A 23,380-nucleotide genomic window follows, 5' to 3' on the forward strand; every position below is an offset into this window, starting at 1 on the left:
TTGCCCATGGGCGATCTACGACTTTGGTACTGCTTTTGCTGTCGATGGTCGCATTCACAAAAGGCCCTGCCCTGGCATGTAATGGGCCTATAACAAAAAGGATAAAAGCCTTATGCCCCGTGCCTTAGAGACCCTGGCCGCGCTAACCCTGAGCCTGGCGCTGGGCGCCGCCCATGCCGCTGCCCCGCTGTTTTCCGCCGAGGGCTATCGCACCAGCCTGTACCGCAGCCCGACCCCGCTGCAGATCGACCAGGGCCGGATCATCGACACCCCGGGCCTGCAAGAGCTGCTCAAGGAGCAACCGGCGCCCCTGCTGATCGACGTCTACCGTCGGCAATGGCTGCAAGGCCGCTTCATCGACAGCGAGCCCCACGCCAACCTCCCCGGCAGCCACTGGCTGGCCAACACCGGCGACGGCGAACTGAGCCCCGAGTGGCAGGCCTATTTCGCCGGCAACCTGCAACGGCTGAGCCACGCCGACCCGCAGCGCGCCCTGGTGTTCTATTGCCGTGCCGATTGCTGGCTGAGCTGGAACGCGGTAAAACGCGCGGCAGCCCTGGGCTATAAGAACATCTACTGGTACCGCGACGGCCTGGATGCCTGGGAGGCCGCCGGCCTGCCCGTGGAGGCGGCCCGGCCGCAACCCTTTCCCTGAGCGCCGCAGCACGGCGTTGCCGCCCCCATAACCACAATAACGAGGTGAAAGGCCATGTATAAAATTCTGATAGCCGACGATCACCCACTGTTTCGCGAAGCCATCCACAACGTCATCAGCGACGGATTTCCCGGCAGCGAGGTGATGGAAACCGCCGACCTGGACAGCGCCCTGGCCCTGACCCAGGAACACGACGACCTCGACCTGATCCTGCTCGACCTGAACATGCCCGGCATGCACGGCCTCAACGGCCTGATCACCCTGCGCAACGAAGCGCCGACCATTCCGGTGGTGATCGTTTCCGCCGAGCAGGACAAGCAGATCGTGCTCCAGGCCATCACCTACGGCGCCGTCGGCTTCATCACCAAATCCTCGGCGCGCTCGCAGATGACCGAGGCCATCGAACAGATCCTCAACGGCAACGTGTACCTGCCGCCGGACATCATCCGTACCCAGAAAAGCCAGCCGGGGCGGCGCAGCAGCGAGACCCCGAGCTTCCCCCCGGAACTGCTGCAGGCCCTGACCCGCAAACAGCTCCTGGTGCTGGAACGCATGACCAAGGGCGAATCCAACAAGCAGATCGCCTACACCCTGGACATTGCCGAAACCACGGTGAAGGCCCACGTCTCGGCGATTTTGCGCAAGCTCAACGTGCACAACCGGGTGCAAGCGATCCTCAGTGCCGGGGACATCGATTTCGGCGCCTACCTGCGCCGCTGAATTGCGCTGATCGTGTACCGACCCTGTAGGAGCCGGCTTGCCGGCGAAGGCGATCTTGCCGGCCTCTTCGCTGGCAAGCCAGCGCCTACGATTGGTAGGGACTGTGGCGTGAACCCGTAGGAGCCAGCTTGCCGGCGAAGGCGGTCTTGCGGGTCTCTTCGCTGGCAAGCCAGCTCCTACGATTGGCAGTCAGTGATGGGGCGTAGGGGTGGCCGGGCTCAGCAGGTGGCTGATGGCGGTCTTGAGTTTCATCGGGCGCACCGGTTTGTGCATCAGGGTGTGGCCCAGTTCGCGCAGTTGCTGTTTGAGCTCGTTGCTGTAGTTGGCGGTGATCATCATCGCCGGGATCGCCAGGGCGCGACGGGCGTTGATTCGCGCTACCGCATCGATGCCGTTCTGTTGCTGGTCCAGGTGGTAGTCGGCAATCAGCAGGTCGGCCTCGGCGCGGTAGTCGTCCACCTGGCGCGCCAGGTCTTCTTCGGACAAGGCGGTGATCACCTGGCAGCCCCAGCCTTCAAGCAAGGTGCGCATGCCGGCGCAGATCGCCGCGTCGTTATCCAGCACCCAGATCCGCGCCCCCTGCAAACGCTCCAGCAGGGCGTCGCCCAGCTCCGGGCGCGGCGCTGGCAAGGGCGCGCTGGCGCTGATCGGCACCTGCACGCTGAACACCGAGCCGCGCCCCGGCCAGGAGCGCACGCCAATGCGGTGCCCGAGAATCCCGGCAATCTTCTCGACGATGGCCAGCCCCAGGCCCAGGCCGCGATCCTGGTCCGGGCGCTGTTCTTCGCCACGCTTGAACTCCTGGAAGATTTCCTCCAGGCGTTCGGCGGCGATACCCATGCCGCTGTCCCAGACTTGGATCGACAGCCAGCGCCCCTGGCGCCGACAGCCCAGCACCACCCGGCCCTGGCGGGTGTAGCGGATGGCGTTGCTCAACAGGTTGCGCAGAATCCGCGCCAGCAGCTGAATGTCGCTGCGCACCAGCGCCGAGCAGGCCACGAAGTGCAGTTCCAGGCCTTCGCTGCGGGCCACCTGGGCGTACTCGGCGGCGAGGTTTTCCAGCAGTTCGCTCAAGGCAAAGGGCGCGATATCGGCCTTGATCACCCCGGCATCGAGCTTGGAAATGTCCACCAGGGTGCCCAGCAGGTTTTCCACGTCTTCCAGGGAGTTGCTGACATTGCGCACCAGGGCGCTGCTGGCCTGGGGATCGCGACGCTCCAGCAAGGCGCTGGTGAACAGCCGCGCGGCGTTCAGGGGTTGCAGCAGGTCATGGCTGACCGCGGCGAGGAACTTGGTCTTCGACAGGTTGGCCCGTTCGGCCTCGGCCTTGGCCTCGCGCAGCCGCGATTCAACCCGGCTGCGCTCTTCGATCTCGCGCAGCAGCTGCTGGTTGAGGGTAGTCAGCTCGGCGGTGCGTTCGCGCACCCGCAGCTCCAGGTTCTGGTAGGCCTGATGCAGGGCCTCGGCGGTGCGCCGGCGCTCGGTGATGTCGCGGATCAGCACGAAGATCCCCACCACCTCGCCATTGGCCAGGCGGTTGGGCACGTAGGAGCGCAGCATGTAGCGCTCCTGATTGTTGATGTTGGTCTCGGCGAATTCGAAGGTCACGCTCTCCCCGGCCAGGGCCCGTTCCACATAGCTTTCCAGGCGCTGGTAGTGCTGCTCGCTGTGCACCTCGCGCAGGCTCTGGCCGAGCATCACGCCGCGGGGCCAGCAGTACCATTCCTCGTAGACCTTGTTGGTGAACTCATACACCAGATCGGCATTGAGGTAGGCGATCAGCGCCGGCACATGGTCGGTGATCAGGCGGATCCAGCGCTCGCTTTCGCTCAGGGCCTCGGCGTGCTGGTAGCGCTCGGTGATGTCGGTGAAGGTGTTGACGAACCCCCCAGTGGGCAGCGGATGGGTGCGGATCTCCAGCACCCGGCCATCGCTCAGGCGTTGCTCGCATTCGTGGATCGGCCGGCCGTTGGCGTCGCGGCTGTCGGGGCTCAGCAGGCGCAGTTCGCTGTCGCCGATGACCTCGGCAAACAAGCGATGCGCGGCCACCGGGGCCAGCCCGCTGAGTTCCAGGAAGCGCCGGTTCCACAACTCCAGCACGCCCTCGGCGCTGACCATGGCCACGCCCTGGGACAGGTTGTCCACCGCCCGTTGCAGCAGGTGGGACTTTTGCGCCACCGCCTGTTCCCGGCGCAGGGTTTCGCTGTGCTTGACCTCGGTGATATCGGTGAACAGGATCACCCGCCCGCCTTCCCGGGTCGGCCGCTCGCTGACCTGCAGCCAACGGCCGTTATGCAGGCGATACAGCAACTGCTCGTCACCGCCACTGCGCGGTTCTTCGCTGAACAACCCGGTGCTGGTCAGCAACCTGCGCACTTCCGAGAGGCGCATGCCGGCCATGATCCGCACCCGGCTGTGGCTCCAGAAGGCACGGAAGCGGCTGTTGAACAGGACGATGCGCTGCTGCTGGTCGAACAGCACGAAGGCGTCGGAAATGCTCTCGATGGCATCGATCAGGTGCTGGTGCGCCGTCTCGGCCCGCAGCCGCGCTTCGCTGAGCAAATGGTTGCCGGCCTTGAGCTCGGCCATGGCCTGGTTCAGGGCGTCGGTGCGTTCGCGCACCTGCTCGGCCAGCACCACCGAATGCTGGAACGCCGCATAGGGGTCATTGCCCCGGGTGATGCCCGATTCGACCCGTTCGATCAGCGCTTCGTTGATGCGCCGCAGCTTGCGGTTCTCGCGCTGCAGGTCATCGAGCTGCGCTTGCAGCTCAGCGGCGGGCCGGAGTTCGACTGCGGGCAATGGCGACCCCGGTGAAGGTCTGGTTGATGTGCATGCCATTGAACTGTTCTCCGTAGGTGTTGAAACCCATCACCCGCTGTTCCCGCAAAAAGGCCCCGATCTGCTCCAGGCTGCCCTGCCCCTCCAGCTCCAGGCGGCGCAAAAAGCAGTCGCAGCCAATGGTCAGCAACAACCCGCCGAGGCGCTGCTGCAAGCCGTCGAACAGCTGTTGCAGGTTGGGCAGCAAGGGGCCGGGGGTCATGGCGGTGAGGACGATGCCGTTCTCCACCGCGCAGTAGAAACTCAGGCTCAGGTCCGGGTGCACCTGCTGCACCGCGCGCACGTAATAGTGCTGGTTGATGCGCACCGCCAGGGGGTGGGCGGCGAACACCCGGTGGTCGAGCTGCGCCAGGGGCACGCCGATCAGCCGCGCGTACTCCTCGGCGGCGGGCTCGGCGTTCAGTTCATAGACCCGGCGCAAGGTACTGTCGGCACCGGTGACCACCAGTTTTTCTTCCCGGGGCTGGATGTGGTGGGTGGTGAACACCTCGAAATCCAGCCAGGTGTTGACCAGCACCACCACCGCCGCGCCGCTGTGGAACTCGCCGCCGTAATACACGTGGGTGTGGGTCAGGTAGTTGTCATCGCCGGCCGAACCGCCGAAATGCGGAATGTCCCCCAAAGCCGCGCTAAGGGCGGCCAGCACCATCTCTTCGCGGCTCGACAGGCCGTCCAGCAGGGTCAGGGCGAAGCTGTTGCCCTTGATCGGCGCCAGGGTGTTGCTGCGGCAGCGGCCCACCAGGCGTTCGACCATCTGCTGGGCGTCGATCAGGCTGAAGTGTTCCATCTGGTCGATGAGTTCGGCGGCGATGGAAAAGTGCCGATGGTCGAAGCCGATGGCGGTCACGCAATTGCGCCCGTAGCCCAGGGGGGTGATTTCCCCGGCGCTGGTGCAGCCCACCAGGGGGATGCCGCCGAAGCTCTGCTGCAGGGCCGGGCCGAGGGTTTGCAGAGGGTATTCGGCGGAACAGAAGAACAGCACGAAGCCCAGGTGCGGATGCAGCAACTGGCTGGCCAGGTCCTGGGCCACCTGCTGCGGATCGACGGCCTGGGACATGGCACTGACCACGCCCTCGCTCTGGGCTTGCTGCATCGTCGCCTCCGGCGCGGGTTGTCTGAGCAATGAGTGTACGAAGCCGGCCCCGGGGCACGAATGCTACTTGGGTAGCGGGTAGCCGGTTCCATGGGTGTAGGCGCTGGCTTGCCAGCGAAGGTGTAGGCCGGGCTGGTGCAGGGCTTGAGGGCCTATTCGCCGGCAAGCCGGCTCCTACGGGGAACGTGCAAATACGGGGGATAGGGGGAATGCGGGGCGCCGGCCCGGGCGCGATGCGCGCGCCAGGGCCGGCGCTGGGGTTACCAGGTCAGCACCGCGCCCACGGCGAAGGTGTCGGTGTTTTCGTTCTGCGCATTGGTGTGGTGGCCGTCGATCTCGAACTGGTTGTACTCGGCCACCAGCTTGAGGTTGTCGTTGATGTCGTGGAACAGCGCCACGCCCCGGGTCTGGTAATCGGCGCCGCTGCCGACCACGCCGTTGCCATCGTCACGGGTCTTGCCGTAGGACAGCGCCAGGCGGTTCTTGCCCACCTTGTACGAGCCCTGCAGCAGGTAGCCCTTGCTGTCGACATTGCGCAGGGTGGCCTCGCCGGCATTGTTGGTGAAGAACGGGTTGATGCCCTTGGCCTGGAACCCGGAGCCGGTCAGGGACAACCCGCCCATCTTCGCCTGCAGGCCATAGCCCAGGCCCTTGGAGGTCACCGATTGCACGTTGGGGTCGGTGTTGTCGGAGGTCTGGTAGCTGCCGTTGAGCCAGCTGTAGAACTTGGCCCCGCCCAGGTCGAACTGGTAGGTGACCTCGCTCTCGGTGCGCGGGTTCTTCTGGTAGGCCTTGCCCAGGGCGCTGCTGTCGTTGGTGTCCACCGGGTCGAGGATGCCCACCGCCACCCGCAGGCCGTCCATCACCGGGCTGCGGTAAGTGATCTGCGACGACGGAAAGGGATAGGGGTAACCGCTGCCGATGTTGCCGAACGACACCCCGCCGCCGTCCACCAGCCCCAGGCTGTCGCTGACCTGGCCGTAACCGGCAAGCATTTCATCGAGCAGGATGTTGGAACGGGCGAACAGGCCGAAGTCCTTGCCGATCAGCACCTCGCCCCACTCCGGGTTGGCCACGGTGCCGTAGAACTGGCGCACGTCGATGGCGGTGTCGGTGCCGTTGGTCTCGCTGTCGTTGATGGTCACCCAGAACGAGGCCCGGGCGCCGAGCTTGAGGTCGTCCACCTGCTTGCCCATGTTGAAGCCCAGGTAGTTGGGCAGAAAGCCCATCTTCACCCGCGCCTGACGGCGGTCGTACTGGTCGCCGGCGCGGTCGACCTTGCTGTTGACGTAGAAGGCGTTGATGTAGCCGTCGGTGGAAAAGGTCGTCTGGTCCTTGTCGTACAGCATGATCTCGGCTTCGGCGACAGTGCCCAGGCCAAGGGTCGACAGGCCGACAAGCAGGGCCGGAATCAGAGGGTACTGGCAGTTCTTATTGTTATGCATGGCGCGCTCCGCAAACGGGGGACGAAATGTCGGAGGCGATTATCGAAACGCGCCAAGGCCGCCCATAGGCTGCCTTGGGGGCAAGTTCACGGTGCTTTGGAGGGGCTGGCAGGGAGCGGCAAATCCGATCCACGACCGGCCCGCTACCGGGCCCACTACCTGGAGTAACACCAAGGGCTCATGGACCCGGGTGCGAAGGGATGAAGTCCTTAGTCGTCGCCCGTTCAGTCGTCGCCCGCCAGGGCCCGCAGCCGCGCCAGTTCGGCGGCGGCCAGGGGAATGCCCTCTTGCAGGGACTTGGCTCGGGTGCGGTAGCGTCGGTCGCCGGGCATGCGCTCCAGGCCCACGGCCTGCATCTGCCGCACCAGCTCGCCGCTGCGCTGGGCAAAACGCCCGCCGCCCAGGTGGCTGGGGTCGATGACGATCAGCAGTTGCCCGGTCCAGGGCGTTTGCGCCCCCGGGTGCTGGGACCAGTCGAATTCGAAGGAGAAATTGCCGCCGGTCAGCGCCGCCGCCAGCAGCTCCACCATCATCGACAGCGCCGAGCCCTTGTGCCCGCCAAAGGGCAGTAAGGCGCCGCCGTCGAGAATCGCTGCCGGATCGCAAGTGGGCTGGCCGTCGCGGTCCACCCCCATGCCCGGTGGCAACTGCTGGCCCTGGCGCTTGGCGATCTGCACATCGCCGTGGGCGATGGCGCTGGTGGCCAGGTCGAAGACGATGGGCTCGGCGCCCTCGCGGGGTGCGGCAAAGGCAATCGGGTTGGTGCCGAACAGCGGCCGCTGGGCGCCGTGGGGCACCACGCAAGTCATGCTGTTGACCAGGCTCAGGGCCACCAGGCCTTCTTCGGCGAAGGGCTCGACATCCGGCCACAGGGCGGCGAAATGGTGGGAATTGCGAATCGCCAACACCGCGATCCCGGCGCTGCGAGTCTTGCTCAACAGCAGCTCGCGGGCCGCCGCCAGGGCCGGCTGGGCAAATCCGCCGCCGGCGTCCACCGCCACCACGCCGGGGGCCACATCCTCCACTTGCGGCAGCGCCTGCCCATTCACCCAGCCACTGGCCAGGGACGACAGGTAACCGGAAATGCGGAACACCCCGTGGCTGTGGGAACCGTCGCGCTCGGCGCGGGCGCAGTTGTCGGCCAGCACCCGGGCCACCTCGGCAGAGGTGCCGTGGCGAAGAAAAATGCGTTGCAGCAAGTCGGTCAAGGCCGGCAGGTCGAGGTACTCGACATCAGCCTGCGCCAGGGTCGCGTGGGACATGGTGGCTCCATTGGAATTGTTATTGGAAGGTGCCTGACTATCGCGTCACGCCAGTTAACTGTCAAATGTTGACTTCATGACAGAAAACATTCATTTTCCATTGTCAACGGCCCACAAGAATGAAAACAACCATGAGCCAACCCATCAAGCAACGCCTTGAAAGCAGCCTGTCCAGCGCCACCGCGTCGGGCCGGGCGATTGCCAGCTACATGCTGGCCAACCTCTATGAACTGCCCTTCCAGACCGCCGCCGACATCGCCGAAAAACTCGGCGTCAGCGAGTCCAGCGTCGGGCGTTTCTGCCGCGCCATCGGCTACAGCCATTTCAAGGATCTGAAAAACGACCTGAAGAACGACCTCGGCGAAGGCCCGTGGCTGGTGGGCGACCGCCTGCAGGAGTTTCGCCAGCAGCCCAACCCGGCGGCCCAGGGCCTGCCGCGCAGCTTCGAGCTGGAAGTGGCGGCGCTGGTCAAGGTCTACGAATACAGCCTGACCCCGGCCTGGCAGACCGTGGTCCAGCGCCTGGCCAGCCGGCGCCGGGTGTACGTGGCGGGGTTCCAGACCGAGCGCGGCATCGCCGCCTCCATGGTCCACCTGCTGCAATACCTGCGTGACGGCGTGCACCTGGTGGACGGCGCCGCCGGGCATTTCGCCGACGTACTGCTGAGCCCCGCCGAGGACTGCGCCCTGGTGGTGTTCGAGGCCCGGCGCTACTCGCGCCACGCCCTGACCCTGTGCCACAAGGCCCGCGAGGCCGGGATTCCGGTGACCCTGGTCACCGACACTTTCTGCGACTGGGCCGAGCAGAACGCCGACGAGGTGTTCCGCGTGCCCACCGAATTCAACCTGTTCTGGGAGTCCACCGCGGCCATGCTGTCGCTGGTGCACCTGTTGGTGAACGAGGTGTGCAAGCACCTGGGACCCGAGGTGGAAAAACGCCTGGAAGCCACCGCTGCCCTGCATAACGAGTTTGTTGGCTACACATCGTCCGCCCGACCAAAACAATAAATAACCGAGGTGCTCCATGAACAACGTCCTCCGCTTCGCCGGCGCTTGCGCCCTGGTCATCGCCGCCTCCACGGCCCAGGCCGAAACCCTGAAGATCGCCACCGAAGGCGCCTACCCGCCCTTCAACTACGTGGACTCCAACAACCAGCTGCACGGCTTTGACGTGGACATTGCCAACGCCCTGTGCAAGCAGATGCAGGTCGAGTGCCAGATCGTCGCCCAGGACTGGGAAGGCATCATCCCGGCGCTGCTGGCGAAGAAATACGACGCCGTGGTGGCCTCGATGATCGCCACCGACGAACGCAAGAAGAAGATCGCCTTCAGCAACCACTACTACCGCACCCCGCTGTCGGTGGCGGTGGCCAAGGACTCGGACATCACCGACGCCCAGACCAACTTCAAGGGCCGCACCGTGGGCGCCCAGGCCTCCTCGACCCAAGCCATCTACGCCGAGGACCACTACGGCCCGGCCGGCGCCGACGTGAAGTTCTACCCGACCCTGGACGAAGCCAACAGCGACCTGGCGGCCGGGCGCGTGGACGGGGTGATCGCCGACAAGTTCCCGCTGCTGGCCTGGGCTGAAAGCGCCGGCAAGGATTGCTGCAAGATCATCGGCGACGTCAACGGCACCACCGCCGACGCCTCGATCGCCGTGCGCAAGGAAGACAATGCCCTGCGCGAGCGCCTGAACAAGGCCCTGGACGAAATCGTCGCCAACGGCACCTACAAGCAGATCTCCAGCCGCTACTTCGCCTTCGACATCTACTGACCGCCCGCCTTAGCCGCTGCCCTTGCCCCGCGTTCCCTTGAGCGCGGCGGCGCCCTGCACGGTTCAATTTTCCTGAGGGTTCGCGCATGTTCGAACAGCTGTCACTCCTGTCCTTTGCCAGCGGCGGCTGGGGCTCAGCCCTGCTCGCCGGGGCCCTGGTGACCATCGCCCTGGCGCTGGCCTGCGTGCCCATCGGCCTGCCCCTGGGCCTCGCCGTGGCCCTGGCCGCGCGCTCGAAAAACCGCTGGGCGCGGGCCTGGGCCACGACCTTTTCCACGGTGTTTCGCGGCCTGCCGGAGCTCTTGACCCTGCTGATCATCTACTACGGCTGCCAGATTGCCGCGCAGAAAATCCTCGGCGCCCTGGGCTACCCCGGTGAAGTGGCGATCAACACCTTCGTCGCCGCGATGATCGCCTTCAGCCTGGTGTTCGCCGCCTTCTCCAGCGAGATCTGGCTGGCCGCGTTCAAGACCCTGCCCAAGGGCCAGTACGAAGCCGCCCGCGCCCTGAGCCTGTCGCGGCGCACCACCTTCAACCGGGTGCTGCTGCCGCAACTGACCCGCATTGCCCTGCCGGGGCTTTCCAACAACTGGCTGTCGCTGCTCAAGGACACCTCGCTGGTGTCGACCATTTCCCTGGTGGACCTGATGCGCCAGACCAACCTCGCGGTCAGCGTGACCAAGGAACCCATGCTGTTCTACAGCGTGGCGTGCTTTGGCTACCTGTTCTTCTCGGCGCTGTCCGGGCACTTGTTCAGCTTTCTTGAACGGCGCTTCAACCGTGCGCAACGGAGCCTGCAGCCATGAACCTGGATGACCTGCTGAACCTGTTCCTCAACCAGGAACTGCTGGAACGCTACGGCCCGCGCTTTATTGACGGCCTGCTGGTGACCGCCAAGCTGGTGGCGATCTCCTTCAGCCTGGGCGCGGTGCTCGGCCTGCTGATCGCCCTCGGGCGGCTGTCCAGCAATCGTTTCCTGCGGCGCTTCACCGGGGCTTATGTGTACTTCTTCCGTGGCTCGCCGCTGCTGGCCCAGCTGTTCATGCTGTATTACGGCCTGGGCTCGTTCAAAGGCTTCTGGCAGGACGTGGGCCTGTGGTGGTTCTTCCGCGATGCGTGGTTCTGCACCCTGCTGGCCTTCACCCTGAACACCGCCGCCTACCAGGCGGAGATCCTGCGCGGCAGCCTGCTGGCCGTGGCCCAGGGCCAGCGCGAAGCCTGCAAGGCCCTGAGCCTGTCGCGCTGGACCGCGTTTCGCAAAGTGATACTGCCGCAGTCGCTGCTGATCGCCATCGGGCCGCTGGGCAACGAGCTGATTTTGATGATCAAGGCCAGCGCCATCGCCTCCCTGGTGACCATCTACGACCTGATGGGGGTGACCAAACTGGCCTTCTCCCGCAGCTTCGATTTCCAGATCTACCTGTGGGCCGCGGTGCTGTACCTGCTGATCGTCGAAATAGTGCGGCGCAGCCTCAAGTACCTGGAAGGCCGCCTGGGCCGGCACCTGAACTGAACCCTTGAGCGGGCCGCCGCGCGGCCCCTGTCATAAGGACTGAAACATGCATTGCCAAACCCTCGTCCTGGGCGCCGGAATCGTCGGCGTCAGCAGCGCCCTGCACCTGCAGGCCCGCAGCCGCCAAGTAGTGCTGCTGGACCGCCAGCCTCCGGGCAACGGCACCAGCCACGGCAACGCCGGGCTGATCGAACGCGCCAGCGTGATTCCCTACGCCTTCCCCCGGGAAGTGACCAAGCTGGTGCGCTACGGCCTCAACCAGCAATCGGACGTGCGCTACAGCCTGCGCCACCTGCCCAAGGCCGGCCCCTGGCTGCTGCAATACTGGCGCCACTCCTCGCCCAAGGGCCTGGCCGCCGCCACCCGCGCCATGCTGCCGCTGATCGAACGCTGCGTGAGCGAACACCTGGCCCTGGCCCGCCCGGCCAACATGCTGCAGCTGATCGCCGACGGCGGCTGGCTCGAAGCCTTCAACGACCAGGAGGCCTTCGACTTCGCCCAACGCGCCGCCGCCGACCTGCGCGACTACCAGCTCAACTACCGGGTACTGGACCGCACTGCACTGCTGGCCCTGGAACCCGGCCTGCACCAAGACGTAGTCGGCGGCCTGCACTGGCTCGACCCCAAGACCGTCAGCGACCCCGGCGGCCTGACCCGCGGCTACGCCGAACTGTTCAAGCAGCGCGGCGGCCAATTCGTCATCGGTGATGCCCTGAGCCTGACCCAGATCGAAGGCGGCTGGCAGGTGCAGAGCGAACTCGGCCCGATCACCGCCCAGGAAATGGTGGTTGCCCTCGGCCCGCAAGCCAGCGGCATCTTCGAGCCCCTGGGCTACCGCATCCCCCTGGCGATCAAGCGCGGCTACCACATGCACTACGCCGCCCTGCCCGGCACCCGCTTGCAGCACCCGATCCTCGACCCGGTGGGCGGCTACGTCCTGGCGCCGATGGTGGGCGGCATCCGCCTGACCACCGGCATCGAATTCGCCGACCGCGACGACCCGATCAACGAAATCCAACTGCGCCGCTGCGAAGCCCTGGCCCGCCGCTTCTACCCCCTGGGCGAACGCCTCGACGCCGAACCCTGGCTGGGCCGCCGCCCGTGCCTGCCGGACATGTGCCCAGTGATCGGCCCGGCCCCGCGCCACCCCGGCCTGTGGTTCAACTTCGGCCACGCCCACCACGGCCTGACCCTGGGCCCGGTGAGCGGCCACCTGCTGGCGCAGATGGTCACCGGCGAAACCCCGTTTACCGACCCCACCCCCTACCGCGCCGAGCGCTTCAACTGACCGACGGAGAACCGCCATGCAGACCCAGACCGCCCCGCTTCCCGCCGCCCTCCAAGCGCCCGTTCACCCTGCCGTCGACCCGCGTGAAGTGGTGATCGATATTGCCGGGCTGAACAAGTTCTACGGCGCCTTCCACGTCCTGCACGACATCGACCTCAAGGTGCGCCAGGGCGAACGCATCGTCCTCTGCGGGCCTTCCGGCTCCGGCAAATCCACACTGATCCGCTGCATCAACCGCCTGGAGATTGCCGAAAAAGGCCGCATCCTGGTGGACCGCACCGACCTCTCGCAAAACACCCGCGAAGCCGCCCAGGTACGCAGCCAAGTGGGCATGGTGTTCCAGCACTTCAACCTGTTCCCGCACATGAGCGTGCTGGATAACTGCACCCTGGCACCGATGACCGTGCGCGGGTTATCGCGGAAAAAGGCTGAAGAACTGGCGCGGGTTTTTCTGGCCAAGGTGGGGATTGAGAATCAGGCGGATAAGTACCCGAGCCAGCTTTCAGGCGGGCAGCAACAGCGCGTGGCGATTGCCCGGGCGTTGTGCATGGAGCCGAAGATCATGTTGTTTGATGAACCGACTTCGGCGCTGGACCCGGAGATGGTGAGTGAGGTGTTGGATGTGATGGTGAAGCTGGCTGGGAGTGGGATGACGATGTTGTGCGTGACTCATGAGATGGGGTTTGCACGGCAGGTGGCGGAGCGGGTGTTGTTTTTGGATGGGGGGCGGATTGTGGAGGATGCGCCGCCGGAGGCGTTTTTTGGGGCGCCGAAGAGTGAGAGGGCTAAGGCGTTTCTTGCGCAGATTGTGCATTGAGTGGATGGGCGCCGCGTATTGTGCGGCGCCTGTTTAGCTTAAGTAGAGGTATTTATTGCTGCACTTAGTGAAAGACTGCTATCGGCCAAAAGCGGTCATCACGGTAGCCGTGCGTAAGACTTCAGCGAGGGTTCTGCAACAACTAAGTCAACCAGTCCATTGCTTGGTCAATGTATCAGGTGGCGACGACCTCGATTTTAAGGTCATATCCACCGAGCTTATGTCCTCCCCAGCTTGTCTTCTTAACGATTATTTGTTTATCACCATGGGACTCGCAGTGTTGTGCACCAAAGCGCAGCGCATCCTTGACGGAGTCAGAAATATCAATCCCGAGGCTTTCTCGGACTAAAACTCTCGATAATACGAGAAGCCTCTCATTTGCTTGGCGCGCGCGGCTATTGTCGTTCACGTTCAGCTTGATTTTTAATACCTTTGCGACACCTTCGACACCCTCTACGTAGTATGCGAAATTATCGCAAAGTAGGTCATCTCCAATGTCGTGCATTTTCGAAGACGCACACCATTGATCGGAAAAAATGAGATTATAATGTCCTGTCGAAACCCCCTTACTCAAAAGGAAGTCCTTTGCAAGGTATGGTGACCATCCTTGTGAACCGACAACTTCCGGCTTCATCTTTTCCAGCTTTTTTAGCTTGCGCAAATGGACAAAGGTACTTAATAGCTGTTTGTGCGAAATCACATCAACTCTGGCGATGTGATCTGCCCATCGCCGGATATCGTCAAGCCTGAAATTAAATAACAATACCGTATACAACTTTGCAAGATTACGTAGTTTTTTGTCTTGCACAGTGAATTGAAGTCGCACGAAAACCGTCTCATAGGTTGAATATGTCATAATCGCAAACACGAAAGGCAAATACATCACTGTCAGCAGAGCGGGAACAACAAAGTCATAAAAAGTTTTTTCCTGACCAAGCTCTTTGAAATCAGTAGCGAGCATGTAAGCCGTGTAGACCAGTGTAAAAAGTCCGAAGGAAATGACAATGCCGTTGAGGAGCTTTTTGACTTGCAGGTACTTAATATCTGACTCTGCGATAGCGATCATCGTACCCACCGCCACCATAAATGGGACTAAAAACAATTCGGCCAGAAGTGGCAAACTGTAGATCCCAATCACGAACTGCAAGATGGCGAGCAGCCTCAGACTGCCGATTACAGAGTTTTTGAAAAAATGCGGGTCTATTTTTATTTTGTCCAAATTGTAAATCGACAGCAACCCCACGGAAAAAAACCAAAATACCGTATTTTTCAACTGATCAATATTCCATAGCTCCCAATCTAGCAAGAGATAGACCATGCCGACGGTGTACACGACTGCCAACGAGAAAACTATCATCAGGGGGCGTGATTGAAATACAAATATTAGCCTTTTGAAGGCTGATCGGACCTCTCTCATCCTTTTGGCAGAGAAAATATACGTTGCGGCGAGAATCAGCCACAGTGCGATTGCGATTTCTCTATTGTTTAAAATATCCATATAACTGACCTTGGTGAAATGCTAGGTGAGCGGATGTTAAGTGGTCTCGCCCCTCACTCCAATGTGGCAGTGCATATCTGAAAAAGGGGAATGGCAGCTATCGACAAAAAGCAGACCTCGGTGACCGGTAGCTGACGAACAAATACTCACTACTCTCATCTTTACTATTAGTCATAAACATAACCGTTCGTCTATCCCTTATTTAGGCCTTCGTGGCGATGTGTTGATTGACTAATCGTCAAACTAACGGTTGGCTTCCACAGTCTCAGTGAGTGGAGCCGAACGTCTTAAGCTACTTGTTAACAGGCATACTCCATACGACGTATTACTCCAGCAATCATTTCTAGCTGATAGAGCTCACAATGAGCATACTGATAAGAGATTAGTTTCAAAATTTCAGCTTTAATCTCTGGGCTCAATCTCAAACCAAACGTAATAGATTTTAGTTCACCAGGATAGAATTTAAAATCCGTATAGAGAGTATCTCCGCCAGGATTTACCTTATGAATCACTCGCCACTCTTTTTCGTATTCCCAGTCTTTTGCTTTTGTATGATAGATAGCCAATCTTGTTTCTTTTTTTTGTTCTGAGCTAGGCCCATACAGAAGGAAATCCACAGCACTGCCAATTATTGGAGCTTCATTGGTGTACCTTACTTTTTCGGCCGCACCGAATGGGGTTGAAAGCTCATCAATATGCTGAAATCCTAGCATGCAGCCTTTATAACTGTCCCCATAGTGTGCCCACATTAAAGTGCTGAGTTCATTTTCAGTTAAACAGAAGCAGCGGAGGGTGCCATTGTTATTCAGTTCTGTGCTTTTTCTGAAAAGTCTCTCTAAGCTTTCTGTGGTTTTCGGAATAATTGATTCGAGTTTTTTTAATATTGTTTCTTGGGGTACGCCTTGTTTTTTTAGTTGCCGCAGCAACCCAATAATTTTTTGTGTCCACTGTGAATAAATAGACAGATCGGCATCCATACTTGAATACACAATTTCAACAAGCCTGCTTGAATAAATAGATTTTGACTCATCGAAGCTTGGAGATAATATTGGCATTCGTTGGAGTTCACTAGCATCATTAAATTGGCAAGGACTTTGCCACCTCAAGCGCCCCGTTCTTAGTACTATTTGTGTAGTACTGGCAGTTGTATATTTATAAAGAACATCTGGAACTTTCACTTCCTCTCCTCAAAAACAACCATAAATAGACGACATAAGTGACACTGGGCAGGTGCCAATAAGGCTGAATCGTTTCTCTAGTGAAGCGAACCGACTATTTCAGCTTTGGATGGTTGGCTGCTGTAAGCGCCGGTGTTTACGACCGCCCGCTTCCGGTAGACGGCAGTTCGATGTGCTAACGATGATTTTTTAGCTTAACAATTGATTTCATTTATAGAATTGCACCACAACTCCATCTATTAAATCGTCAAAGGTCATTATTTCCAAATCTCGATGATCTGACATAATTTCCCGCCATACATCAGACTCAAAATCGCTTCTACGGCCAACGACAAGCCATCTGCGAGGTTTGTGAACTTTAAACCCATACTTCTCTTCAAACCATCTTCTGTTGTTCGGGTCATCAAAATAAGTAGCATATACCCTGGTCTGAGAGATATAAGAATTTAACCATGAAGAAAATGTTTCTCTGTTTTGACCGCCAACAATGAAGCCCTTGTCAATCTTCGGAAGCTTGAACTCGACAATATCTGCATAGCCGTTGGGCTGCAAAACAAAAAAATCTGGCCTTATGTTATTCTTTTTTTCGCTCTGCCACTCACAAGTTAATTCGGAAAACACATCCTTTGCTCCAAACTTCATGGTTAGGATGAATTTATTTTCTTCCTTCGATAAGTGGGAGGTTATATCAGGCTCCGTGCTTTTGGAGCTTCCCCACACCTCGATGAATCTATTAATCTTCGGCAGCTGAATATATTTGTAGTCATCAGGCATAGGATAAGAGTAATGAGCGTCATGTTCTACAAGTTTTTTAATCTCATGCAGATTAAAACCAATGCGGTCAAATTCTTCATCACTGCTATCAAAATGAATAGGAAAGAAGTCCAGCCATTTTATATGCCTAGTTCTTAATCCAGAGTCGTCAGAATCAAAAAACATTCCATTTACGACTCTAGTAAATTGCCCTTTCATAGGCGCTGGACTTGGAACATTAAAACCCATAATGCTATTTTGAGCTGCAAAATTCCATTTCAACTCTGTGAGCTTGTCCCAGCCCTTGTTTGTCGGCAGTACCAAGTCTTCACTGAACGGCGGCAAGGGCATTGAAAGTATACGGCTTGAGGTTGAATCATATTCGAAACCTATGATTTTTTCGAAAAGATTACATTCTTTTACCGAATAATCATGATATCTCAGATTCAGTATTCCGTCGGTATTTAGCTTCTCAGCAACCTCTGATCCGACGTACTCTACAGCGATGTGGGTTTGACCGATATACACAACAATTTCTTCAGGATTTAGCAGGAAGCCAGGAGCTGTTTTTATGAGACCCGGGTTCTTCTGTACATATTCCCATAGTGGGGCCAGATAATTACTCATCACCCCCTGCATAAAGGCCATTATCAATTCTTTTACTGGGGAGTCTACTTTTTCTTCTTCGTAAATTTATATAGAACCTAAGTGATGACCAATTGAAAATGATCGCCAGAACATATTTTTTATAAATACTGGTATTTACATAAAACCTTTTGTGCGTAGCTACTTGTCTGGACTGAATACTACTGCGTAAATGCCAAACAGATAATAGACAATAGAAATTTGATTGTGTGCAGATTACGAAGTCATGAGCAGCATGTCTACAGTCTGTTTGTGGCCGCCTACGAATGGCAGCTATTGGCCGAAAGCTGCCTTTCAAGTCTGTCCACAAGGTCAGGGGCAACTCACCTGATTCAACAGTCGCTAATTGTTAAGACATAACCGCTCAAACATCTCACCAAATGCACGGTTGTCGCCCTCAAACCCCACCCCGATAGTTCCACCTCGCAGCAACATCCGCGACGACCTTGGCCGGTCGAATTACAACGCAGCATCAGCGTCCACAATACCTTTGCAGTCGCCTTTCCGGTGCCCGCGACAGGATGTTATGACGGCTGTGCGCGGTGATTCTCCGGTCGTCATAGGCGCGCACAGCGGCCATTTCTTCGTCGTCGGCAACACAGGTGATTGCTCCCTGCACAGGAGCTGTACCGATGATTGACCAGCCACTCTCGCGCTTTACCGCCGTCGACACCCAAGCCTCCCTGAACGATCTGGCCAGCAGTGCGGCCCATCGTTTCACCGTGGTGCGGGATCTGATGGACACGCTGTCCACGCTTAACCTGAAAGATATTTCCGACTGCGATCTGACGCGGGTCACCCGAGGGGTGCATCTGCTCACCCGGGAAGGTTGCGCGGTGCTGGAGGTGATTCAGTGGCGAACAGCGCAAGAGTCCTGAAGGCCATTGAACTCAACAAGCGCGTAGAACGCGCTTGGCTTTGCTTTGGCTTTTGATCTTGGTCTTGATCTTCCTGCCCCCTTCAGAAGGCCGAACGCAGGCGTTGCGCAGGGGGCAGCTCGGCATGGATGCCGAGCTAGCCGCCATCAGGCCATGGATGGCCTGTGGCGGCGGGCCCCCGGAGCAATGCCGGAGTGAGGGAACGCCGAGCCTAGGCGAGGCGCCGGATGCGGGGGCAGGAGGCCTTTGGTTACTTTGGGTTGGCCGGCATTCCGGTTTTTCCAAAGTGAGTCGCTGTAAGAGCGAAACCCTAAGCGGCCGTGACCGCAGCAACGGATATGTACACAGAACCGTATGAAGTCAGGTGGTGCTAGCGCCGACCATTCGAAAGCCCATGAGAGAAATCGTTATCTGGACGACCAGAACCAGACACAGCAATACCGCTGCCATTCCCCAGTCACCGTGGTCGGCGATAACCCCCAACGTCGCGATCATTATCGTGGCGCCAATATTGCCGACTAACCAGAAAATTGAGGTCGCCGTCCCAGACCTGGAGAGTCCGGCAGTGTCGGCTATCAGTTGCAGCAAAAGAGGCAGCGGAGATAACAGCGCGGCACCGATCACGATCCCAGCTAGGCTCAATATCCAAGGGGAACCCGAGGTGAAAAGCAGTACCGTGCCTCCCCCTGCCAACAATGAAACCCCGGACAGAATGCCCCCCACGCTTGCACCGCTGCGCACCAGTAAAGGCATGAACGTCATACCCGCGATACCACCGGCCAACATCAGAACAACGATAAATCCTGAAACCTGGGCATCGACCCCCTGACGCAACAGGATCGGCTCCAGCCATGTCGTAATGGCGGAGAAATAGCCGTTGGTTAAAAAAATCATCAGCAAAACCGCCGTGAACGGAGCCGTGCGCAATAAATCGACACCCTCCGCCAGTAAACGGCCGCCGGACTTGGTCGGAGCGGACGTTGTTTGCACAAGAGGGCCATCTCGCGGGACATAAATGAAGGTCAATAGCGCAATCAGCCCCAGGATCGCGACGTCAATCAACAACGAACTGCTGACGTTCCCCTCCTCCGTCAACGGGACAATCATGAACGCGGAGCCTATACCCAGGAAAATCACCGTACTGAACAGCGTCGTGACCCGCACATGTTCATCTTCAGAAAACCAGGTGATCATCAACTTGACGAGCAGCGACATGGTCAACGGTTGAACGAACCCGAACAACAGTTGGCCGGCAAGCAGGTATTCATAATGGGGTTGTAACACCCGGATCAAGGCCGCCAACAACATGGCAATGGCGGTGATACGCAAGGCTGTTTGTACCGATATCCGGTCAATCAGGCCACCGCTGGGAAGTGCCAGCGGTAATGCAAGTGCCGTCACAGCCAAAGACAATGAACCGACTTCCCCATAAGTAATACCGTACTGGGTGGACACCTGATCCGTGATAGGCGCAAAGCGCATCCACTCATACTGGGTCAACGCCAGCATGCCGGAGTAAATACAAAGAATACGGTAACGTACTGGGATCACTTTAATCTCCCGCAAGAAGACACAAGTGAAGTCCGGGGCGAATGCGCCGGACCTTGAGTTCACACTGTGCAATCAGAACGCCCTCATAGGGCATTGGTTGTCAGCAACCTTAATACTTGATTCCGGTTGCCAGGCTCCAGTCACCGTATTGCGTGCGGGAAACTGTAATATCGCGAAAACCGGCGATCGTCAGCAGCTCCCTTATCTCGGTCTCTGACAATTGCTGACCCTGGGTCCAAAGCAACATGTTCGCGTTATAAGCCGCGACATTATGTGGGCCGGTCTTGTCTTTATTAAAAAACATCTCATGAAGAATGATACGGCCGCCGCTGGGCAGTGCATCAAAACTCTTTTTGGCCAGAAACAGACACTTGTCCAGCGGCCAATCATGAAAGATATCACTGTAAAGATGCACATCGGCGGCTGGATACTCAGACGCCCAGATGTCTCCTTTATGGGTTGTGATGCGCCCCGCCATCCGGTACTGCTCGACGTAGGTATCGGCAATATCGCAGACATAGGGAAGATCAAAGATCACGGCATTCAGTTCAGGCCATTTCTCCAACGCACAAATAGAGTGAACACCCGAACCACCGCCTACATCCAGAAGACAGCTATACCCGGACAGATCAATCCGACCCGACCAGGCCCGAGCCGGTCCTTTGCTTTTACTGTGCATCGCCTTGGTGAAAATTTCGCTGTGTAACTGGTCCTGCGCATTGTTCTCAAACAGATCAGTCTCACCGAACAACCCGGACTCTCCACTGAGCATCGACTCTTTGAAGAATGCGTAAGAGAACGCATCCTCTTTGTGGCGTGCGGATTGCAGGACCCCACTGAACGAGGTCTCCGACTTTCGGGTCAGAAACGCTTGCGCCAAAGACGTCAGGCCATAGCACTCCCCACTCTTCTCAAGCAGCCCCTGACTGGTGCACATAGCCACAAGCGCCTGTGCGGCCCGAGGTGCCAGTTCCAATGCCGAGCCGATTTCACCCAGTCTCAGCGCTTTGCCTTCAAGCAGATCAAACAGTTTTACTTCATCCGCAAAAAACAAGGTGTAGGTATTGATAAACCCGAAGTAGATATCAAATATCTGTTTATCACTGTGATGCTCCGTGTGCACTGTACTGTCCATGTAGATGCATATCCCATTTCAAAAATGCCGTTGAAGACCATCAACGATGCCATGACAATAGAAACCCTCAACAACACGATCAAACGCCTGCCTGGCCTCATGCGAAGCGTTGCCCACCAGGTAACCATGTGAACAGGCCTTCAACATCTCGATGTCATTGCAACTGTCCCCGAAGGAGATGACCCTGGCGGGGGAAATCTCATGTTTCTTGACGATGAAATCGACCCCCTGCTTCTTTCCGCACCCCGGGTGCATGATGGCTACATCGTAGACATTCTCAGGGTCGCCGGCGGCGGCACTGGCGTAGGTAATCGAGGCCTCAAGTCCAACCTGCAAACAGAGTCTATGGATCTGCTCGATGGCGATCGCTTCATTGCCATCGGCATTCAAGTAATAACCCCGAATGCGTTTTTGCTGGAAAGCCTCCGACTGCAACGTCAACTCAATACCCTCTTGCTCGAACAGGGTGCTCAGCCTCATGACCCGCTCTGGAAAGGTTCCAGCGCCTTGTAACGGCCAACCCTCATCCTCCAGAACACTGTCCGGGTGATTCCAGTACAACTCGGTTCCCAGACTGGTCAGTGCAAAGTCCCAGGGAAACTCGGGGTATCTCTTCATCTTGTCCAGGACCACCGCTTGACTGTTTCCCGTGGCCCAGCCAAACAACAGGTGGTGCTTGCGTTTCAGTTGATTCAAACAGCTTTCCAGTTTGTCTATCCCGGCATCCGCCTCTCGAGATGACAAGACCGGCATGAACGTCTCGTCAAAATCAGAAACTATCAACCAGGTGTCTTTGCTCGTCATACCTGCTCACTCTCTGATGAGTCCCATGGACTGTGAGGATATTTCAATCCGGGAAAACTCCCCGACCGCTCCCTCGGAAAAGGGCGACTGCACACTAAACCCGACGCGCACTTCATCCGGGCAGTTGCTCACATAGAACGCCCGATGAAAAACCACGGCACCCTCAGAGCCACTCAGATAACACGAGAACACATCCCCACTTCGCGAAATGAACAGCCGCACAGGCTCATCGTTTACCTCGATGCCATTGACTTCATCGCTATAGGGCGATGAATGCACCGATACGATCTTCTTGTTGCTGCCGTACTCTTCAACACCGAACTTCAGCTTGTGCAGCCCGACTTGAAGAAAGAGCCCTGCAGCATCAAACTTGGCCAGGCTGAATAACTTGATGTCAGCACCAAGGGCAAACTCTCCCGTCACGGATGTGAGCAAAGTGCCCAAGCTGTCCACCGTATGAATCCCTGGAATATTGAACGAATCGCTACCGGGTTCGCTTCGCATTTTCAGAACCGGCGCTACATAACGCAGCTGTGCGCAATGCTCGGCACCGAACACACGATCACTGATCCTCAGTACGGTGTTCGGGTCTTCGCGCAAAAGAGGCGTATTGCCAACGGTGTCATCCATACAGGTTCATTCCGCCATCGACCGACAGGGATTGAGCCGTGATGTCTTCGTTCTCAAGCACCGCCAGACAGAACCGGGCAATGTTTTCCGGGATCTGTGTACGACCCAACGGGATCAGGCCCTCCATGCGAGCCCACAAGTCATCCAGCGACTCGTTGGGCGCGATGAGGCGGTTCTCCAGGTACTTCCACATATTGGTTTTGACGATGCCGGGGCAAACGCAGTTGACCCGGATATTGTGAGTGGCCAACTCCAGCGCCAAGGCGCCAGAGAAGCCCTGCAACCCGGCTTTCGCGGCGCAGTAGGAAGATATTCCAGGAAAGGCGACTTTTGCGGCAATGGAGCTGATGTTCAGGATCGCGCCGCCCTTGCCTCTCTGGATCAGTGCGCGGGCAGCTTCACGCGACGTCAGGTAAGGTGCTGTAAGGTTGGTTTGCACGATCGCGTCAAACTCGCTCAGCGATGATTCAACCGTGTTGATCAGGTGGCTGCTGCCAATGGCGTTGACCAGGCCGTAAAAGTGCTCTGACTCATGGACAACGCCCGCTACGGCTTCTATGACCTGGGCTTCAGACGTTGCGTCGACCGCAATGGCCTTTACCGAAAGCCCTTGCTCCACAAGATCCGCCGCCAGCGTGCGAGCCGCCTGATAACCACTGACATCCTGAGTTTGATAGTGGTTGATTGCATTGGGTGTCCGGTCGGTATCAAAGATGTAGACATGAACACCTTCTTTGGCCAGTACTTCAACAATCGCGGAGCCGATGCCTCTGGCACCGCCCACGACGATCATGGTTTTACCGGACAACTTGCCTTGCGCTTTATTTCCCTGCGTCATAAACCACTGCTCCTGAATCCATAGAAAGCCCGCCGAACCCTATACAGGGCTCAGAAAACC

Annotated in this window: 21 protein-coding genes; 9 read left to right on the forward strand and 12 right to left on the reverse strand. The window is 58.5% G+C overall.

The features are described 5' to 3' along the window. Positions 1-112: 112 nt before the first annotated feature. Together BM382_RS28055 and BM382_RS28060 are read left to right on the forward strand one after the other, a co-directional pair. The gene (locus tag BM382_RS28055) at positions 113-655 is read left to right on the forward strand and encodes a PQQ-dependent catabolism-associated CXXCW motif protein (protein WP_011060505.1); all 543 of its coding nucleotides are present in this window, start codon (positions 113-115) and stop codon (positions 653-655) included. Positions 656-709: 54 nt separating this feature from the next. Beyond that, positions 710-1,375 (forward strand): response regulator transcription factor, encoded by a 666-nt coding sequence (locus tag BM382_RS28060; RefSeq protein WP_011060504.1) that lies wholly within the window; start codon positions 710-712, stop codon positions 1,373-1,375. 189 nt (positions 1,376-1,564) lie between these two features. Here BM382_RS28060 and nahK read toward each other — a convergent pair whose 3' ends face one another. From nahK to BM382_RS28080, 4 genes are all read right to left on the reverse strand, one after another. Beyond that, entirely contained in the window at positions 1,565-4,216 is a 2,652-nt protein-coding gene (gene nahK / locus BM382_RS28065; protein ID WP_072444722.1) for a hybrid sensor histidine kinase/response regulator NahK/ErcS', read from the reverse strand. After that, on the reverse strand, positions 4,146-5,309 hold the full coding sequence (gene nosP, locus BM382_RS28070; RefSeq protein ID WP_011060502.1) for a nitric oxide-sensing protein NosP: 1,164 nt from the start codon (positions 5,307-5,309) through the stop codon (positions 4,146-4,148). Before nosP ends, nahK begins: the two co-directional genes overlap by 71 nt. A 260-nt stretch (positions 5,310-5,569) precedes the next feature. Beyond that, positions 5,570-6,754, reverse strand: coding sequence for a porin (locus BM382_RS28075; RefSeq protein WP_072444724.1), 1,185 nt, complete (start codon positions 6,752-6,754; stop codon positions 5,570-5,572). 224 nt (positions 6,755-6,978) lie between these two features. Then, entirely contained in the window at positions 6,979-8,016 is a 1,038-nt protein-coding gene (locus BM382_RS28080; protein WP_072444733.1) for an Ldh family oxidoreductase, read from the reverse strand. A 131-nt stretch (positions 8,017-8,147) separates the two neighbouring features. Here BM382_RS28080 and BM382_RS28085 point away from each other — a divergent pair, with 131 nt between their 5' ends. From BM382_RS28085 to BM382_RS28110, 6 genes are all read left to right on the forward strand, one after another. Further along, positions 8,148-9,023 (forward strand): MurR/RpiR family transcriptional regulator, encoded by an 876-nt coding sequence (locus tag BM382_RS28085; protein ID WP_047285528.1) that lies wholly within the window; start codon positions 8,148-8,150, stop codon positions 9,021-9,023. Between the two features lie 16 nt (positions 9,024-9,039). Then, positions 9,040-9,792 (forward strand): transporter substrate-binding domain-containing protein, encoded by a 753-nt coding sequence (locus BM382_RS28090; protein WP_047285526.1) that lies wholly within the window; start codon positions 9,040-9,042, stop codon positions 9,790-9,792. Between the two features lie 86 nt (positions 9,793-9,878). Continuing rightward, entirely contained in the window at positions 9,879-10,598 is a 720-nt protein-coding gene (locus BM382_RS28095; RefSeq protein ID WP_011060497.1) for an ABC transporter permease, read from the forward strand. Beyond that, positions 10,595-11,305 (forward strand): ABC transporter permease, encoded by a 711-nt coding sequence (locus BM382_RS28100; RefSeq protein ID WP_072444735.1) that lies wholly within the window; start codon positions 10,595-10,597, stop codon positions 11,303-11,305. The genes BM382_RS28095 and BM382_RS28100 overlap by 4 nt, the downstream gene beginning before the upstream one ends. A gap of 46 nt (positions 11,306-11,351) precedes the next feature. Then, positions 11,352-12,593, forward strand: coding sequence for an NAD(P)/FAD-dependent oxidoreductase (locus BM382_RS28105; RefSeq protein WP_072444737.1), 1,242 nt, complete (start codon positions 11,352-11,354; stop codon positions 12,591-12,593). Between the two features lie 16 nt (positions 12,594-12,609). Continuing rightward, positions 12,610-13,410, forward strand: a complete 801-nt coding sequence (locus tag BM382_RS28110; protein WP_072444739.1) for an amino acid ABC transporter ATP-binding protein — start codon at positions 12,610-12,612, stop codon at positions 13,408-13,410. Between the two features lie 175 nt (positions 13,411-13,585). On the opposite strand, the gene BM382_RS28115 is transcribed toward BM382_RS28110, so the two are convergent. The 3 genes from BM382_RS28115 to BM382_RS28125 form a co-directional block, all read right to left on the reverse strand. Further along, complete coding sequence (locus BM382_RS28115) at positions 13,586-14,908, reverse strand: hypothetical protein (protein WP_083541092.1); 1,323 nt, start codon at positions 14,906-14,908, stop codon at positions 13,586-13,588. Positions 14,909-15,207: 299 nt separating this feature from the next. Continuing rightward, positions 15,208-16,086 (reverse strand): DUF2971 domain-containing protein, encoded by an 879-nt coding sequence (locus tag BM382_RS28120; RefSeq protein ID WP_139187223.1) that lies wholly within the window; start codon positions 16,084-16,086, stop codon positions 15,208-15,210. A gap of 207 nt (positions 16,087-16,293) precedes the next feature. Continuing rightward, positions 16,294-17,466 (reverse strand): Shedu anti-phage system protein SduA domain-containing protein, encoded by a 1,173-nt coding sequence (locus tag BM382_RS28125; protein ID WP_170867541.1) that lies wholly within the window; start codon positions 17,464-17,466, stop codon positions 16,294-16,296. Positions 17,467-18,116: 650 nt separating this feature from the next. Between BM382_RS28125 and BM382_RS28130 the strand changes: the two genes are divergently transcribed. After that, positions 18,117-18,362, forward strand: coding sequence for a hypothetical protein (locus tag BM382_RS28130; RefSeq protein ID WP_072444745.1), 246 nt, complete (start codon positions 18,117-18,119; stop codon positions 18,360-18,362). A 360-nt stretch (positions 18,363-18,722) separates the two neighbouring features. Here BM382_RS28130 and BM382_RS28140 read toward each other — a convergent pair whose 3' ends face one another. The 5 genes from BM382_RS28140 to BM382_RS28160 all read right to left on the reverse strand — a co-directional run bounded on the left by BM382_RS28140 (position 18,723) and on the right by BM382_RS28160 (position 23,320). After that, positions 18,723-19,913 (reverse strand): MFS transporter, encoded by a 1,191-nt coding sequence (locus BM382_RS28140; RefSeq protein ID WP_239690426.1) that lies wholly within the window; start codon positions 19,911-19,913, stop codon positions 18,723-18,725. 109 nt (positions 19,914-20,022) lie between these two features. Continuing rightward, the gene (locus BM382_RS28145; RefSeq protein ID WP_072444748.1) at positions 20,023-21,048 is read right to left on the reverse strand and encodes a methyltransferase; all 1,026 of its coding nucleotides are present in this window, start codon (positions 21,046-21,048) and stop codon (positions 20,023-20,025) included. 18 nt (positions 21,049-21,066) lie between these two features. After that, positions 21,067-21,852, reverse strand: coding sequence for an HAD-IIB family hydrolase (locus BM382_RS28150; RefSeq protein WP_072444750.1), 786 nt, complete (start codon positions 21,850-21,852; stop codon positions 21,067-21,069). A 6-nt stretch (positions 21,853-21,858) separates the two neighbouring features. After that, positions 21,859-22,482, reverse strand: a complete 624-nt coding sequence (locus tag BM382_RS28155; protein ID WP_072444752.1) for a DUF1349 domain-containing protein — start codon at positions 22,480-22,482, stop codon at positions 21,859-21,861. Then, positions 22,475-23,320: an SDR family NAD(P)-dependent oxidoreductase gene (locus BM382_RS28160; RefSeq protein ID WP_072444754.1), complete on the reverse strand. Its 846-nt coding sequence runs from the start codon at positions 23,318-23,320 to the stop codon at positions 22,475-22,477. Before BM382_RS28160 ends, BM382_RS28155 begins: the two co-directional genes overlap by 8 nt. Positions 23,321-23,380 lie beyond the last annotated feature (60 nt).

The organism is Pseudomonas sp. NFPP25 (assembly GCF_900116505.1).
Lineage (GTDB): Bacteria > Pseudomonadota > Gammaproteobacteria > Pseudomonadales > Pseudomonadaceae > Aquipseudomonas > Aquipseudomonas protegens.

Coding starts and splice junctions, on each gene's coding strand:
- BM382_RS28110 (WP_072444739.1), top strand. CDS start 12,610: ATGCAGACCCAGACCGCCCCGCTTCCCGCCGCCCTCCAAGCGCCCGTT.
- BM382_RS28145 (WP_072444748.1), bottom strand. CDS start 21,048: ATGGACAGTACAGTGCACACGGAGCATCACAGTGATAAACAGATATTT.
- BM382_RS28100 (WP_072444735.1), top strand. CDS start 10,595: ATGAACCTGGATGACCTGCTGAACCTGTTCCTCAACCAGGAACTGCTG.
- nahK (WP_072444722.1), bottom strand. CDS start 4,216: ATGGCATGCACATCAACCAGACCTTCACCGGGGTCGCCATTGCCCGCA.
- BM382_RS28060 (WP_011060504.1), top strand. CDS start 710: ATGTATAAAATTCTGATAGCCGACGATCACCCACTGTTTCGCGAAGCC.
- BM382_RS28090 (WP_047285526.1), top strand. CDS start 9,040: ATGAACAACGTCCTCCGCTTCGCCGGCGCTTGCGCCCTGGTCATCGCC.
- BM382_RS28105 (WP_072444737.1), top strand. CDS start 11,352: ATGCATTGCCAAACCCTCGTCCTGGGCGCCGGAATCGTCGGCGTCAGC.
- BM382_RS28160 (WP_072444754.1), bottom strand. CDS start 23,320: ATGACGCAGGGAAATAAAGCGCAAGGCAAGTTGTCCGGTAAAACCATG.
- BM382_RS28095 (WP_011060497.1), top strand. CDS start 9,879: ATGTTCGAACAGCTGTCACTCCTGTCCTTTGCCAGCGGCGGCTGGGGC.
- BM382_RS28115 (WP_083541092.1), bottom strand. CDS start 14,908: ATGGATATTTTAAACAATAGAGAAATCGCAATCGCACTGTGGCTGATT.
- BM382_RS28130 (WP_072444745.1), top strand. CDS start 18,117: ATGATTGACCAGCCACTCTCGCGCTTTACCGCCGTCGACACCCAAGCC.
- BM382_RS28075 (WP_072444724.1), bottom strand. CDS start 6,754: ATGCATAACAATAAGAACTGCCAGTACCCTCTGATTCCGGCCCTGCTT.
- BM382_RS28085 (WP_047285528.1), top strand. CDS start 8,148: ATGAGCCAACCCATCAAGCAACGCCTTGAAAGCAGCCTGTCCAGCGCC.
- BM382_RS28080 (WP_072444733.1), bottom strand. CDS start 8,016: ATGTCCCACGCGACCCTGGCGCAGGCTGATGTCGAGTACCTCGACCTG.
- BM382_RS28055 (WP_011060505.1), top strand. CDS start 113: ATGCCCCGTGCCTTAGAGACCCTGGCCGCGCTAACCCTGAGCCTGGCG.
- nosP (WP_011060502.1), bottom strand. CDS start 5,309: ATGCAGCAAGCCCAGAGCGAGGGCGTGGTCAGTGCCATGTCCCAGGCC.
- BM382_RS28155 (WP_072444752.1), bottom strand. CDS start 22,482: ATGGATGACACCGTTGGCAATACGCCTCTTTTGCGCGAAGACCCGAAC.
- BM382_RS28150 (WP_072444750.1), bottom strand. CDS start 21,852: ATGACGAGCAAAGACACCTGGTTGATAGTTTCTGATTTTGACGAGACG.
- BM382_RS28125 (WP_170867541.1), bottom strand. CDS start 17,466: ATGAGTAATTATCTGGCCCCACTATGGGAATATGTACAGAAGAACCCG.